Consider the following 14,751-nt stretch of genomic DNA (forward strand, 5'->3'; position numbering starts at 1 on the left):
TCGCTCAGCCCGGGTCCTTCAGGGAACGGTGCGGCACCGTGCCGCCGGACAGCTCGCGGATGCGGGCGAGGAGCGCGACGACGAACCGGTCGGTCCCGAAGTCCCACGAGCCGCCGTCCCAGTAGTGCGACCGCTGCTGGAAGAACAGGCACGCGCGCAGCACGTCGAGGTCGCCGGGCAGGTCGCCGGTGCGCTCCCAGTCGCGGCGCGCCGGGGCGACCACCTCGGCGAGGCCTTCGGAGCCACCGTGCAGGTCGTAGCCGTTGTACGTGTGGGCGAACGTCACCAGCTCCGGGAACCCGGCACCCTCCCCGGGCACCGCGACGAGCGGCGGGTCGGGCCGCTCCCGCACGCGCACCTCCCGCGCGGTGACCTCGTGCCGCTCGGCGAACACGTCGACGATCAACCTGGTGTCCGGCCCGGCCGGGTCGAGGCGGAGCTCGAACCGCCCGTGCATGCCCGGCACCTGGAACGACATCCGCGGCTCGGCCAGCTCCAGCAGCACCTCCAGCTCCGGCAGCCGCAGGGCGTGCTGGTCGACGAGGTGCTGCACGCGGGCCCGGACCACCGCGTGGAAGAACACCTGGATGCGGCGCAGCGTCCCGGCGGGCACGTCGAAGCGCCGCGGCGGCTCGAGCACCGCGGCGAGGTGCGCGTGGTTCGCGCGCCGGGCGAGGTCGGCGGGGCGGTCCCCGGCGGCGGTCCGCAGCCCGCGCCAGGCGCCGAGCGCGACGAGCCGCTCCACGACCTCGACGGGCGCGCCGCCGTGCGCCGCCTGGTGCAGCGGCGCGAACCAGGACGCGCCGCCGGGGCGGGCCGAGTTCACCAGTCCGGGCTCGTCCGCCAGTACCGCGAAGACACCGGCCCAGTCGTAGCGCTTCGCGCAGTCGGCGAGCCGCTGCCGTCGCGCCATGCCTGCCGGCGTCGTGCCCGCGGTGGTGTCTGCCTTGGTCGTGCCGTCCCATGCCTGCTCGCCCACGAACGCATCCTGCCGCACGCGCCCCCGGTGCCGTCGTCGTGCGCAAGAAACTGTTATCCAGTGGGCCCGGTTCCGGTCTGTTGTGCGCGAAGGGGGCGTCCGCGGGCGCCCGTGGCAGCGCGCGACGGACCGGGAGCCGGCAGTGGACACAGCGGCACGACACGAGGGCGAGCTCGCGGCGGCGGCCCGCGACGGGGACCGGGCGGCGATGCGGGAGTTGGCCGCGCGGTTCCTGCCGCTGGTGTACAGCGTGGTGGGCCGGGCCGCGGACCGGGACCTGGACGTCGACGACATCGTCCGGGACGCGATGACCGGCCTCGCGGCGGGGCCGGTGGTGGCGCGGGAACCGGCCCGGCTACGCGCCCGGGTGGTCACGGTCGCGCTGCGGCACCTGACCGACGCCCGCGCCGCCGCGCGCCGCCGGCGGCTGGCCCGGGAGAGCCGGTTCGGGGACCTCGCCGAGCGGCCCGACCCGGCCTCGGACTTCATCGGCCTCGTCATGCTGCGCCAGGCGCTGACCCACGAGCAGCGGGACGTCGCCGACGCGACGCGCTGGCTGGACCCGTCCTACCGGGACCTGCTGTCGCTGTGGTGGCTCGAGGTCGGCGGGCACCTGAGCCGGGCCGACGTGGCGGCGGCGGTGGCCCTGCCGGTCGCGCACGTGGCGGTGCGGGTGCAGCGCATGCGCGAACAGCTCGACACCGCCCGGCGGGTCGTGGCGGTGCTGCACGCCCGGCCGGGGTGCCCGGCGCTGGCCGACCTGACGGCGTCCTGGGACGGCCGCCCGGACCCGTTGTGGCGCAAGCGGATCGCCCGCCACCTGCCGCCGTGCGACGGGTGCGCGGCCCGCGGCGGCGGCCGGCTGACCCCGCCCGAGCGCCTGCTGGCGACGCTGCCGCTGCTCGTGCCGCCACCGCGCTTCACACCCGCCACCACGACGGCCCCACCCGCCGCCGTCGCTGCCGCGACGGCTCCGTCCGCGGGTGTCGCTGCCGGGGTGGCCATCGGTCGTGGGGTGCCGTCGGGTGTCCGTCGCCGGTGAGGGCCGGGGCACCGGGGTCGGCAGCCTGCGCTCCGCGTGGCGCTTCGAGACCGCACGGTTGAAGCAGCCTTGGCTCCCCGCGCGGCGACCGCATCAGCGGTTGGTGGCGGTCTCGTTGGCGCCGTTGCTGTCGCGGGCCGAGGCGCGCGATCGACCGAGTGCGGCGGTCAGCGAGGCGGCGGACGGTGGCGCGAGGTCGCGTGCGGTGGGGTCCGGGGCAACGACCGCGCGGTTGCCGCGCCGGCCGGTGGGCGGCGGCGGAGCAGGGACGGTGGCAGCAGGACCGCCCGCACCCGGGTCGCGGCGGTGGCGTGCCCGGCCAGGTCGGCGCGGACCGCACCCAGCGCGGCCCGCAGCTCGGGGGTGGGCAGGGGGCGGCGGGCGTACCGGGCGTGCTCCTCGACCTCGTTGAGCAGCCGGACACCGGCGCGGGTCTCGACCCGGAGCCGGCCGTCGACGACCAGGCGGGCGACGGTGGCGCGCGGTGACTCGCCGTCGTGGACGGGCACCCGGTAGTCGAGCATCGTGTCGATCAGCTCGTCCCAGGCGTGGTGGGCGCGCGCCCTCGCGGCCTCCTCGCCCGGCGTCGCGGCCGACGCGCGGGCCAGCCGCGCCCGCCGGACCCGCCCGCGCAGCGCCGCCGGGACGAGCAGGAGCAGCACGGCGATCGCGCCGCCGAGCACCCACAGGACGACCGCCGTCGCCGGGCCGGAAGCGTCCGGGGCGGGCGCCGACGGCTCCGCTGCGGCGGTCGGAGCGGGCGCCGCGGACGTGGTGGGGCGGGCCACGGAGCCGCCCGGCCGCCCGTCGGTGGCAGCGGCGGTGGGGGCGGCGGTGGCGGCCGGGCCCGGCAGGTACGCGGTGGACGCCGAGCCGGCGATCGCCCCCGCCGGGGTCGCGTCGAACGGCAGCCAGCCGAAGCCGGGGAAGTACGCCTCGGTCCAGGCGTGCAGGTCGCGGTTGGTCATCGTGGTCGTGCCGCCGCTGCGGGTGCCGCGGGCGAAGCCGATCACGACCCGCGACGGGATCCCCGCGGCGCGCAGCAGCCAGCCGAACGCGGCGGCGTACTGGACGCAGAACCCGCGCCTGGTCCGCAGGAACCCGGCCAGGTCGAGGTCCGCGTCCACCCGCGTGTCGTAGGTGAACGGCGCGAAGAACGCGTGGATCGCGTCGAGCCGGTCGTACGGCGTCGCCCGGCCCTGGACCAGCCGCTCCACGATGGACCGGACGGCCGGGTCGTCGGGCACGGCGAGGGTGTCCTTGAATGCCGGGTCGCCGGGGTCGACCGGGGCGGCCCCGCGCAGGTCGCCGGGCGTGACGTCGGGCCGCACGTAGCCGACCGTGTACCGCAGCCCGGGGGCGGCCCGCCGCTCGGCGTGCACGACGCCGGTCCGCCCGTCGAAGCGCCAGCCGGCGCCCGCGCCGGTGATGCTCGTCGGCCAGGCGTACACCGGCAGCAGACCATCGCCGAGACCGCTGACGATCTCGATGTCGGCCCGGTAGGCGGTGCTGCGGACCGACGCGCCCCAGTCCGGTCCGGTGAGCCGGCCGGTGTCGCCGGGCGGGCGGGCGGTGAAGCCCTGACGGGTCAGCTGCTCCAGGACGCCGAGGCGCAGGTAGTACGGGTCGGGGTCGGTCGCGCCCGTCACCCGCACCATGTCGGTCGTGGGGCCCTGCCGCAGCCGCGCGGCGAACGCGGCGACCATGCTCACCTCGCCGCCGCCGGGGGCACCGGCGCCACCGAGCCGGTCGAGGCCGATGCCGGGCAGCGCGAAGGGGACCAGCGGCACGAGGACGGCGAGGCCCACCCCGGCGGCGCCGAGCCGCCGCCCGGCCGCGGCGAGCGGCGACGGCGTCCGCGGCCCGGCGCTGCCGAGCCGGCGCCCGAACCCGTCGACCCGGTCGAGGCTGTCGGTGCCGAGCAGCCACAGGAAGCCCGCGGCGCCGAGGACGAACGGCAGCCAGCTGGTGCTCGCGCTGCTCGCGGTGACCGGCACGGCGTAGACGGCCAGCATCGGCAGGCCGGCGAGGGCGGGCCGGCGCTGCACGACCGCGAGCAGGTCGACGAGGAGCGCGACGGCGGCGACGCCGAGGGCCGCCAGGAACATGAGGCCTTCGCGGTCGGTGACCGGCGGCGCGAACCTGGCCAGGTCGGCGGCGGCGGTCCGCAGCAGGTCACGGAAGTGGGCGAAGGTGCCCGGTGCGGGGATGACCCCCGCGTACTCGTGGCCGCTGCGGAACGACCAGGTCAGGACGAGCAGGCCGGCGAGCGCCATGGCCGGGGTCGGCGCCCAGGACGGCGCGCGGACGCTGCGCACGAGCAGGCCGGTGGCGCACATCGCGGCCACGACGAGGGCGGCGTGCAGCGCCCAGGTGGCGTGGTCGAAGAGCGTGCCGACCGGCAGCGCGGCCAGCAGCGTCGAGCCGGCCGCGACCAGGGTGAGCCGCCGCGGCGCGCGGTCGTGCGTTGTCATCCGGTCACCCCCTGGGGCAGCCGCGCGGCCAGCTTGGCGCGGATCTTGTCGGCCGCCGGGTGGGTCAGCTCGTCGTAGATCTTCATCGCCTTGCGCCACTCGGCCTGCGCGGCCGGCAGGTCGCCGGCGTCGAAGAGGGCGTCGCCGAGCCGGTCGCCGATGCCGGCCTCGTTGGGGCTGTCGGCGAGGGCGTGGGTGAGGGCGACGGCGCGGCGGTAGCAGGCGATCGCGTCCGCGAACGCGCCCATGCGGTGGTGGGCGTAGGCGAGCGTGTCGAGGGTCGCGGCCTGCCCGTGCCGGTCGTCGATCTTCTGCTGCAGGGCGAGCGCCTGCCGGCAGTGCCCGACCGCCTGGCCCGGGTCGCCGAGCTCGATGTGGTACCAGGCGGACGCGTTCAACGCGTAGGCGAGACTGGAGGGCCGGTCGGTCGTGCGGTACAGCGCGAGGGCCTGCTCGGCGTGGTCGAGCGCCGCCGCGTTGTCGCCCTGCGCCTCGTGCACCTCGCCGAGGTTCAGGTGGGTCGCGGCCCGGCCGACGGGGTCGTCGAGCCCACGGAACAGCTCCAGCGACGCGGTGAGCGCGGCGTGCGCGTCGTCGTAGTTGGCCAGGGCGAGGTGGCCGCGGCCCAGGACCCGCTGCAGGTGCGCCTCGCCGTGCCGGTCGCCGCAGCGGTGCGCCGCCGCGAGCGCGACGCGCTGCGTGGCGATCCAGTCGTGGTGGCGGCCCTGCCGCTGGAAGAAGTTCGTGAGCGTCCAGGCGATCTGCCAGGCGAGCGAGTCGAACCCGGTCGTGGCGGCCGCGTGGACGGCGGCGATGAGCACCGGGTACTCGGCGGCGATCCACCGGCTCGCGGCCGCCTGGTCGGCGAGCGCGGGCGGCACGACACCGGCCGACGGCGGCGCCGGGTCGGGGACGCGGACCTGGAACGGGTGCTGGAGCGTGGTCGCGGCGAACGCGGTGTGCAGGTAGTACTCCAGCAGCCGCCGCACCGCCGCGGTGCGCTCGCCGGCCGGGTCCTTGGCCGCCAGCTCGGCCGCGTACCGGCGCAGCAGGTCGTGCGCGGCGAACCGGCCGGCGGCCGGCTCGGTGAGCAGGTGCGCCCGGACGAGGTCGGCGAGCAGCGTCCTCGCCTCCTTCACCGGCACGCCGAGCAGGCTCGCCGCGGCCGGCGCGCTGATGTCCGGGCCGGGGTGCAGGCCGATCAGCCGGAACAGGCGGGCCGCGGCGTCGCTCAGGGTGCGGTACGACGAGGAGAACACGGCCCGCACGTCGCCGCGGGTGTCGCCGACGTCGAACTGGTCGAGGTCGTCGCGCAGCTCGGCGGCGAGGTCGGCGAGCGGCTGGTGCGGGCGCAGCGCGGCGCGTGCGGCGACGATCGCCAGGGCGAGCGGCAGGCCGGCGCAGGCGGCCACGATCTCGTCGACGGCGGACGGCTCGGCGTCGAGGCGGGCGCGGCCGAGCCGCCGGGCGAGCAGGCGCGTCGCCTCCCCGTGGGTCAGCAGGTCGAGCGGGACCGGCTGGGCGCCCTCGGCGGCGATGAGCCCCGCGAGGTTGGTCCGGCTGGTGACGACGACGAGGCAGCCGGGGCCGCCGGGCAGCAGCGGCCGGGCGTGGTCGGCGTCCCGGGCGTTGTCGAGCACGATGAGGATGCGCCGGCCCGAGGTCAGGCTGCGGAACAGCGCGGTCTGCGCGGCCAGGTCGGCCGGGACGCGCCGCGGCGGCACACCCAGCGCGTCGAGGAACCCGCGGACCGCCTGGGCGGGCGTGACGACGGTGTCGGCGCCGCCGAAGCCGTTGAGGTCGGCGTAGAGCTGCCCGTCGGGGAAGCGGCCGGCGACGCGGTGCGCCCAGTGGACGGTGAGGCTGGTCTTGCCGACGCCCGCGGTGCCGGTGACCGTGGCGAGGACGACGGCCTCCTCGAGGATCGCGTCGAGGCGGTCGAGCTCGGCCGTCCGGCCCGTGAAGCTGTGCAGGTCGAGGGGGAGCTGCGCGGCGGCCGGCACGGGCGCGGCGGGCTGCGGCGCCGGGGTTTCGGGGGTGCCGGCCTGCCGCAGCAGCCGGGCGTGCAGGTCGCGCAGCTCCGCGCCCGGCTCGGTGCCCAGGTCGTCGACGAGTTTGCGGCGGAGTCTGGTGTACCGGTCGAGCGCCTCCGCCTGGTGCCCGCTCTCGTGCAGCGCCTCGATGAGGGCCGCGGCGAGGGACTCTGCGTAGGGGTGCTCCGCGGCCAGCTCGGTCAGCGGTCCGATAAGCGGTTCCACCGCGCCCGTGCCGCCGCCTCCGCCTGCGCCTCCGCCTGCGCCTCCGCCTGCGCCTCCGCCTGCGCCTCCGCCTGCGCCTCCGCCTTCGCCGAGCCGCAGCGCTGCCTGCGCCCAGGCGACCGCGGCGTCGAGGCGCTGCTGGCGCCAGCTCTCGCGCATGCGCTCGGCCCACGGGCCGGCCACGTCGGCGAGCGGCGCGCCCCGCCACAGGTCCAGGGCCTGCCGCAGCGCCGCGACCCGGGCGGGGTCGGGGGTCCGCGGGTCGCGGGCCCGCTCGGCGAGGGCCCGGAACCGGTGCAGGTCCACGGCCTCCGGGTCGACGTCGAGGACGTAGCCGCCGGAGCGGCGGACCAGCGGCGACGCGCCGTCGTCCTGCAGGGCGCCGCGGAGCCGGGCGACGTACACGTACAGCGCGTGCCTGGCGCGGTCGGGCGCGTCGCCGGCCCAGACCCGGTCGATGATGGTCTCGATCGGCACGAGCCGGCCGGCGTCGGCCGCCACCGCCGCGAGCACCAGGCGCTGGCGCGGCGGCCCGGCGTCCAGCCGTCGGGTTGCGGTCCACGCCTCGATCGGTCCGAGCAGCCGGAACTCCATGGACCTCCCCGTCCCCCGTTGTATCGGCGATGCCGGTCCGGCGTATCGACGCATCCTACGGCAGGTGCCGGCGGCGCGGAGACCGCCGGCGCGGCATCGGGGGAGGTGGACGGCGGTGCGTGCGCCGCCCGCAAGATCGGCGACCGGCTGCCCGGCCTCGCGGGCTACGACACTTTCCGGCTGCCCGGCCTCGCGGGCGACGGCGCCGGCGAAGCACCGCATCGCCCGCGGGACGACGGCACCGTGCGTCTCGGGCGGCCACGGCACCCACCGCCTGACCGGCCAGTTCTGGCCGTCCGGCGGCCGGTCCCGGCGGGGCTTACGGACGGAGCGGGTCCAGGGCGGATACAACGTCCCCGGCACCGCTATACATCGGCCGGGGCCATCCGCGCGGCGAACAGGCGGACGAGGTCGCCGGCACGGTGGCCGCCGGTGCCGTCGGCGGTGACGAGCCGCGCGTCGACCAGCTCGTCGAGCGCGTCGCCGGCCCGGTCGGGGCTCAGCGTGGACGCGGCGGCGAGGTCGTGCGTCGTCACCGGCTGCGGCAGACTGGCGAGGGTCCGCAGCGCGTCCATCGCGGCGACGCTGACCGTGGCGCAGCGGGCGGCGAGGCTCTCCCGGATCGACAGGTCGTGCGCGCGCAGCTCGTCGAGCCGGCGCTCCGGCGCCCGCAGCCGCCGGGCGCACGCGGCCGCGGACCGGTCCGGGCGGCCCAGCATCCGCGCCACGACGATGCGCAGCGCCGCCGGCAGGCCCTCGCAGTGGGCGGCGACCTCGTCGAGCGCCACCGGATCCTCCGCGGGCCCGAGCGAGCCGAGCAGCAGCGCGACGGAATCGGACCGGGACAGGGGGTCCAGCGGCACCAGTGCGACGCCGTCGATCGTCGGCAACGGCCGGCTGGCGGCGACCACCGCGAGGCACCCGGGTGCGGCGGGCAGCAGCGGCCGGACCTGCGCGACGTCGTCGACGCCGTCGACGAGCAGCAGCACCCGGCGGCTCGCGAGCGCGGTCCGCAGGCGGGCGGTGCGGGCGGCGAGCCCGCGCGGGACCGTCTCGTCGGCGACGCCGAGCGAGTGCAGCAGGTGCGCCGCGGCCGCGGCCGGGTCGGCGGTGCCCAGCCGCACGAAGAGCTGCCCGTCCGGGTACCTGTCGGCGAGCAGGTGTGCGGCGTGCACGGCGAACGCGGACGCGCCGACGCCCGGCGGCCCGGAGACGCAGACGACCCGGGCGCCGGTGGCGACCGCCGCGAGGACGGCGTCCACCGCCGGCTCGCGCCCGACCAGCACCGCGGGGCCGGGCGGCAGCTGCCGCGGCGGTTCCGGCCGCGGCCGGTGCGCGGGGACCGGGAGCGTCGGCGGCGCCGCGAAGACCGGCGTCCCGGGATGCGCCGCGAACGGCTGGCACGGCGCGGTCTCGTCGAGCGCCGGGTCGCGGGCCAGCATCGCCGCGTGCAGGCGCCGCAGCTCCGGGCCCGGGTCGACGCCCATCCGCTCGCGCAGCGCGGCCCGCGCCTCCAGGAAGCAGTGCAGCGCGCCGGAGACGTCGCCGGCGCGGTACAGGGCGCGCATCAGCTGCCCCCAGGTGCGTTCGCGCAGCGGGTGCTCCACGACGGTGCGCCGCAGCTCGCCGATGAGGACCTCGTGGTGCTGCAGGGCGAGCCGAGCGTCGACGAGGTCCTCGACGGTGCGCAGCCGCTCGTCGTCGACCGCGGCGAGGCGCTGCCCGAGCCCGCCGGGCCGGGGCAGGCCGACGCCCGCGTGGTCGTCGCGCCAGCACGCGAGGGCGGCGATGAGCCGCTCGACCGCCCGCGACGCGTCGCCGGCCCGCAGTGCCGCGCGGCCCTGCGCGGCCAGCTCCGTGAACTCGGCCAGGTCGAGCTCGCCGGGCTGGACCGCGATCCGGTAGGCCCGCTCCTGGCCGAGCAGCCGCGAGCCGGCGACCGTCTCCGGGTCGGCGAGCAGCTTGCGGACGCGGACCGCGTACGTGCGGACGTTCGCCACCGCCGAGCGGGGCGGCGCCTCGTCCCACAGCGCGGCGACGAGCCGGTCGACCGGGACGAGGCGGTTGGCGTTGAGCAGCAGCGCGGCGAGCAGCGCCTGCGGCTTGCCGGCGGGCAGCTCGACCGGGACCGCACCGGACCGCACCGTGAGCTGCCCGAGGATCTGGAACGAGAACGACATCGGCATCCCCGTGGTCGTAACGCGCGCCGGCCGGGACCGGCGCGCGTTCCCCCGATGACCCACTGGGATCAGTGGTCACCGGCGATGTTGCCGCGGGGACCCTGCCGAAACCCTGCGGGAACCTCAACGCCCTGGTCAGCCCGTTCCTTCGGGGCCTGACGACCTCGCCGCCGGGGGTGGCCGGCCGACCGCGACAGACGGCCGTCGGGGCGCAAGTACATCAAACTGGACTGGTGTATGGTGCTCGTCGTGGACCCTCAGGTCGGACTGCTCACCGTGCTCAAGGAGTGGGGGCGGATCGGCTGCGTCGGCTTCGGCGGCCCGCCCTCGCACATCGCGCTGCTGCGGCAGCTGTGCGTGGACCGCCGCCGGTGGCTGGACGCGACCGAGTTCGAGGACGCGGTCGCGGCCTGCAACCTGCTGCCCGGCCCGGCCTCGACCCAGCTCGCCATCTTCTGCGCGTGGCGGGTCCGCGGGCGGGTCGGCGCGCTCGTCGGCGGGGCCGCGTTCATCGTGCCGGGCCTGGTCCTGATCCTCGCCCTGTCCGTGCTGTTCCTGGCCGGGTCGCCGCCCGCGTGGGTGCGTGGTGCCGGGGCCGGCGCCGGCGCGGCCGTCGCGGCGGTCGCGGTCCAGGCCGGCTGGAGCCTCCTCCCGGCGAGCCGGCAGCGGGCCTGGCAGACGGGCAGCAAGGTGCGCTGGGTGCTGTACGTCGCCGTCGGGATCGTGGCCGCGGCGACCCTCGGACCGTGGCTCGTCCTCGTCCTGCTCGCCTGCGGCGTGCTGGAGGCCGCGCTCACCGTCGCCGGCCCCCGGAGCGCTCCCGGCCTGCCGCTGCTGGCCGCGGCCGGCGCGGGCGGGGGAGTGCTGCTGTCGATCGCCTGGGTGGCGCTGAAGGTCGGTGCGCTGTCGTACGGTGGCGGCTTCGTCATCATCCCGCTGATGCGGGCCGACGCCGTCGACCGCTTCCACTGGATGACCGACGCGCAGTTCCTCAACGCGGTCGCGCTCGGGCAGATCACGCCGGGCCCCGTCGTGCACACCGTCGCGGTGGTCGGCTACGCCGCGGCGGGCATCGGCGGCGGCGTGCTCGCCTCGGTCGTGGCGTTCAGCCCGTCGTTCGCGTTCATCCTGCTCGGCGCGCACCGCTTCGACCGCCTGCGCGGCGACGCGCGGGTCCGGGCGTTCCTCGACGGCGCCGGCCCCGCCGCCATCGGCGCGATCCTCGGCTCCGCGATCCTGCTCACCCTCGCGCTGCACGAGCCGTGGCAGTACGCCGTCCTCGCCGGCGCCGCGGTCCTGCTGCTACCCCTGCGCCGGGGCGTCGTCCCCACCCTCCTCATCGCCGCCGCGATCGGCGTAACCATCAGTTTGATTTGATGTAGTCTGTGTTCGTGGAGGATTCACCACCGGGCGTGCTGCGCCTGGCCGGGCATCCCGTGCGGTGGCAGCTGCTGCGGGAGCTGTCGCGCAGCGACCGGCAGGTCGGCGAGCTGGCGGCGCTGGTCGGCCAGCGGCAGAGCCTGACCTCCTACCACCTCGCCCAGCTGCGCTCCGGCGGCCTGGTCCGGACCCGGCGCAGCTCCGCCGACAAGCGCGACACGTATTACAGCCTCGACCTGGTCGAGTACCGCTCACAGCTCGCCTCGGCCGGTCTGGCGTTGCATCCCGGCGTGCGCCTCGCCCCCGCGGAGCCGCCGCCGTCCTTCCCCCGCACCCCCGTCCGCGTGCTGTTCCTGTGCACGGGCAACAGCTCCCGCTCCCAGATGGCCGAGGCGCTGCTGGAGCGGCTGGGCGGCGGCAGGGTCCGGGCCGCCAGCGCCGGCAGCGCCCCCAAGCCCGTCCACCCCGAGGCGGTCCGCGTCATGCGCGCCGCCGGCATCGACATCGCCGGCCGCCACCCGAAGCACCTGAGCGTCTTCGCGGACGAGCCCTTCGACCACGTGATCAGCCTGTGCGACCGCGTCCGCGAGCTGCGCCCCGCGTTCGCCGGCGCGCCCACCCTCGCCCACTGGAGCCTGCCCGACCCGGCGACCTCGACCGAGCCGTCGCCGTTCGCCCGCACCGCCGAAGACCTGACGACCCGCATCACCTTCCTGCTGCACGCCATCGACAGCACCCTCGAAAGGTCGCAGTGATGAGCCTCGAACTGAAGGATCTGGTCCACGTCCGGTACATGGTCGGCGACGTCCCGGCCGCCGTCGCGTTCTACACCACCCACCTGGGCTTCACGGTCAGGACCGACGCCGCGCCGGCCTTCGCCGACGTGGTCCGCGGCCGGCTCCGCCTCCTGCTGAGCGGCCCCGCCAGCTCCGCCGGCCGCCCCATGCCCGACGGCGCGGTGCCCGGACCCGGCGGCTGGAACCGGATCCATCTCCTCGTCGACGACCTCGCCGCCGAGGTCGCCCGCCTGCGCGCCGCCGGCCTCACCTTCCGCAACGACATCGTGAGCGGCCCCGGCGGCCACCAGATCCTCCTGCAGGACCCGTCCGGCAACGTGATCGAGCTGTTCCAGCCCGCCGCCTGACCGGCCGGGCTGGGGCCGGGCTGGGCCGGGTTGACCGCCGCGGGTGGATCGACCATACTCGACCCGCGTTACCGCTAACATCGCACTCCCGCCTGGACGGAGGGAATCTCCGTGAGTGGAATGTTAGCGCTCACGTAGCAGTGTTGACGCCCGCTGCGCGCTCGGACCGACACCACGCCCCTCAGGAGGACGGATGTCCCTTGCCCGCGCCAAGAGAGCAGCACGAGCGTCGGTGACGCTGCTGCTCGTCGCCTCGGTCGCCGGCGTCACGCCCGCGGTCGCGCAGCCGCCGGCGGCACCGGCGGACTACACGATCACCGTCGACCCCGCCGCCACCGGGCCGCGGATCGACAGGAGCATGTACGGCGTCTTCTTCGAGGACATCAACTTCGCCGCCGACGGCGGGCTCTACGCCGAGCTGGTGCGCAACCGCTCGTTCGAGTTCCTGCCCGCCGACAACGGCTCCTACACCGGCCTCACCGCCTGGACCGCGACCGGCGGGACCGGCGCGACCGCGGTGGTGACCAGCGACGACGCCCGGCTCAACGAGCGCAACCGCACCTATCTCAAGGTCGAGGCGCCGTTCACGCTCACCAACGCCGGCTACGACCAGGGCTTCGCGGTCAGGGCCGGCGCCACCTACGACTTCTCCGTCTGGGCCCGCAGCACCGCCCCGGCGGGCACCCAGCTGACGGTCGGCCTCGGCGACGCGAGCGACGAGGTCGCCATCGCCGTGCAGGGCGACGCCTGGAAGCAGTACACCGGCACCCTGAAGGCCGGTCGCACCACCGACGCCGGGCGGCTGACGCTGCGCGGCGGCGGCGCGGGCACCGTCCGCCTCGACGAGGTCTCGATCTTCCCCCGCGACACGTTCAAGGGCCGCCGCAACGGGCTGCGCAAGGACCTGGCGGAGAAGATCGCCGCGCTGCACCCCGGGTTCGTCCGGTTCCCCGGCGGCTGCCTGGTCAACACCGGCAGCATGTACGGCTACGACGCCGCGTCCGGCTTCCCGCGGGCCCGCGCGTACCAGTGGAAGGACACCGTCGGGCCGGTCGAGACGCGGGCGGCGAACGCGAACTTCTGGGGCTACAACCAGTCCTACGGCCTCGGCTACTTCGAGTACCTGCAGTTCGCCGAGGACATCGGCGCGATGCCGCTGCCGGTCGTGCCGGCGCTGGTCACCGGCTGCGGGCAGAACCGCGCCACGGTCGACGACGCGCTGCTGCGGCGGCACATCCAGGACACCCTCGACCTGATCGAGTTCGCCAACGGCCCGGCCGACTCGACCTGGGGCCGGCTACGCGCCGACATGGGGCACCCCGCGCCGTTCCACCTCACCCACGTCGCGGTCGGCAACGAGGAGAACCTGCCGAACGAGTACTTCGCGAACTTCGTCAAGTACGAGGCGGCCATCAAGGCGAGGTACCCGGACATCACGGTCATCAGCAACTCCGGCCCCGACGACCAGGGTTTCGTGTTCGACCTGCTGTGGCGCTACAACCGCGAGGCCGGCGTCGACATGGTCGACGAGCACTACTACAACAGCCCCGCCTGGTTCCTGCAGAACAACAAGCGCTACGACGCCTACGACCGCAACGGCCCGAAGGTCTTCCTCGGCGAGTACGCGTCGCTGGACGGCAAGCTCTACAACGCGCTCGCCGAGGCCGCCTACATGACCGGCCTGGAGCGCAACGCCGACGTCGTCAAGATGGCCTCCTACGCGCCGCTGCTGGCGAACATCGACCACGTGCAGTGGCGGCCCGACATGATCTGGTTCGACAACGACGAGTCGTGGGGCACCACCAGCTACCAGGTGCAGAAGCTCTTCATGAACAACGTCGGCGACCGGGTCGTGCCGAGCCGGGCCACCGGGAAGCTCGCCCAGCCGAAGCCGATCACCGGCGCGCTCGGCCTCTCCACGTGGGCGACCGCCGCGGTGTACGACGACGTGAAGGTGACCGCGCCCGACGGGACCGTGCTCTTCAGCGACGACTTCTCCGCGGGCTCCGGGCAGTGGACGCCGGTCGAGCCGCGCGGCACCTGGTCCGTCGCCGACGGCGGGTTCCTGCAGTCGGACACGGCGGCGCTCGACACGCTCATCAAGGCCGGCCACATCACCGCCACCGACTACGACTACACCCTGAAGGCCACGAAGCGGTCCGGCGCCGAAGGGTTCCTCGTCGCCTTCGGGGTGCAGGAGTCCGGCGAGCTGTACTGGTGGAACCTCGGCGGCTGGAACAACACCCTCGGCGCCATCCAGAAGGGCGCCGGCGGCGGCAAGGAGATGGTCATCTCCAAGCCCAACACGATCGCCACCGGCGTCACGTACGACATCAAGATCGAGGTCCGCGGGACCAGCGTCAGGCTCTACCTCAACGGCGAGCTGTGGGGCGGCTTCGACGACGACAAGGTCGCGGAGCCCTTCGCCCAGGTGGTCACGCAGGACGAGGCGACCGGCGACCTCATCGTGAAGGTCGTCAACGCGCAGGACACGTCCGCCGTCACGAAGATCGACCTCGGCCGGCGCAAGGTCCGCGGCACCGCCCGGATGACCGTCATCAGCGGCGACCCCGGCGAGCAGAACACCCGCTCCGCCGAGCCGATCCAGCCGGTCACCACCGACCTGAAGGTGGCGCCGGCCTTCACGCACACGTTCGCGCCGAACTCCGTCACGTTCATCCGGATCCGGACCAGGTAAGG

9 protein-coding genes are annotated in these 14,751 nt (G+C 75.8%); 5 read left to right on the forward strand and 4 right to left on the reverse strand.

Features of this window, described 5'->3' with window-relative positions; genetic code table 11:
- Nucleotides 1–4 precede the first annotated feature (4 nt).
- Nucleotides 5–979 carry a hypothetical protein gene (locus AB0J72_RS06285; protein WP_363394993.1) on the reverse strand — a complete coding sequence of 325 codons (975 nt, stop codon included), beginning with the start codon at nt 977–979 and terminating at the stop codon, nt 5–7.
- 142 nt (nt 980–1,121) lie between these two features.
- Here AB0J72_RS06285 and AB0J72_RS06290 point away from each other — a divergent pair, with 142 nt between their 5' ends.
- Complete coding sequence (locus AB0J72_RS06290) at nt 1,122–2,021, forward strand: hypothetical protein (protein WP_363394996.1); 900 nt, start codon at nt 1,122–1,124, stop codon at nt 2,019–2,021.
- A 167-nt stretch (nt 2,022–2,188) separates the two neighbouring features.
- Here the strand turns inward: AB0J72_RS06290 and AB0J72_RS06295 are convergent, their stop codons facing one another.
- The 3 genes from AB0J72_RS06295 to AB0J72_RS06305 all read right to left on the reverse strand — a co-directional run bounded on the left by AB0J72_RS06295 (nt 2,189) and on the right by AB0J72_RS06305 (nt 9,533).
- Complete coding sequence (locus tag AB0J72_RS06295) at nt 2,189–4,495, reverse strand: DUF3488 and transglutaminase-like domain-containing protein (RefSeq protein ID WP_363394999.1); 2,307 nt, start codon at nt 4,493–4,495, stop codon at nt 2,189–2,191.
- A complete protein-coding gene (locus AB0J72_RS06300; protein ID WP_363395002.1) occupies nt 4,492–7,347 on the reverse strand; it encodes a BTAD domain-containing putative transcriptional regulator in 2,856 nt (951 codons plus the stop codon). Before AB0J72_RS06300 ends, AB0J72_RS06295 begins: the two co-directional genes overlap by 4 nt.
- A gap of 365 nt (nt 7,348–7,712) precedes the next feature.
- Nucleotides 7,713–9,533, reverse strand: coding sequence for a BTAD domain-containing putative transcriptional regulator (locus AB0J72_RS06305; RefSeq protein WP_363395005.1), 1,821 nt, complete (start codon nt 9,531–9,533; stop codon nt 7,713–7,715).
- Nucleotides 9,534–9,776: 243 nt separating this feature from the next.
- Here AB0J72_RS06305 and chrA point away from each other — a divergent pair, with 243 nt between their 5' ends.
- From chrA to AB0J72_RS06325, 4 genes are all read left to right on the forward strand, one after another.
- Nucleotides 9,777–10,904, forward strand: a complete 1,128-nt coding sequence (chrA, locus tag AB0J72_RS06310) for a chromate efflux transporter (protein WP_363395008.1) — start codon at nt 9,777–9,779, stop codon at nt 10,902–10,904.
- 14 nt (nt 10,905–10,918) lie between these two features.
- Nucleotides 10,919–11,662, forward strand: coding sequence for an ArsR family transcriptional regulator (locus AB0J72_RS06315; RefSeq protein ID WP_363395011.1), 744 nt, complete (start codon nt 10,919–10,921; stop codon nt 11,660–11,662).
- The gene (locus AB0J72_RS06320; RefSeq protein WP_363395014.1) at nt 11,662–12,051 is read left to right on the forward strand and encodes a VOC family protein; all 390 of its coding nucleotides are present in this window, start codon (nt 11,662–11,664) and stop codon (nt 12,049–12,051) included. The genes AB0J72_RS06315 and AB0J72_RS06320 overlap by 1 nt, the downstream gene beginning before the upstream one ends.
- 193 nt (nt 12,052–12,244) lie before the next feature.
- On the forward strand, nt 12,245–14,749 hold the full coding sequence (locus tag AB0J72_RS06325) for an alpha-L-arabinofuranosidase C-terminal domain-containing protein (RefSeq protein WP_363395017.1): 2,505 nt from the start codon (nt 12,245–12,247) through the stop codon (nt 14,747–14,749).
- Nucleotides 14,750–14,751 lie beyond the last annotated feature (2 nt).

Origin of the sequence: Dactylosporangium sp. NPDC049742, assembly GCF_040674675.1 — a bacterium.
In the GTDB taxonomy this organism is placed as follows: domain Bacteria; phylum Actinomycetota; class Actinomycetes; order Mycobacteriales; family Micromonosporaceae; genus Dactylosporangium; species Dactylosporangium maewongense.

Bases quoted from the DNA above. Each gene is read 5' to 3' on its own strand.
- AB0J72_RS06295 (WP_363394999.1), bottom strand. From the start codon at position 4,495: ATGACAACGCACGACCGCGCGCCGCGGCGGCTCACCCTGGTCGCGGCC.
- AB0J72_RS06300 (WP_363395002.1), bottom strand. From the start codon at position 7,347: ATGGAGTTCCGGCTGCTCGGACCGATCGAGGCGTGGACCGCAACCCGA.
- AB0J72_RS06305 (WP_363395005.1), bottom strand. From the start codon at position 9,533: ATGCCGATGTCGTTCTCGTTCCAGATCCTCGGGCAGCTCACGGTGCGG.
- AB0J72_RS06320 (WP_363395014.1), top strand. From the start codon at position 11,662: ATGAGCCTCGAACTGAAGGATCTGGTCCACGTCCGGTACATGGTCGGC.
- AB0J72_RS06325 (WP_363395017.1), top strand. From the start codon at position 12,245: ATGTCCCTTGCCCGCGCCAAGAGAGCAGCACGAGCGTCGGTGACGCTG.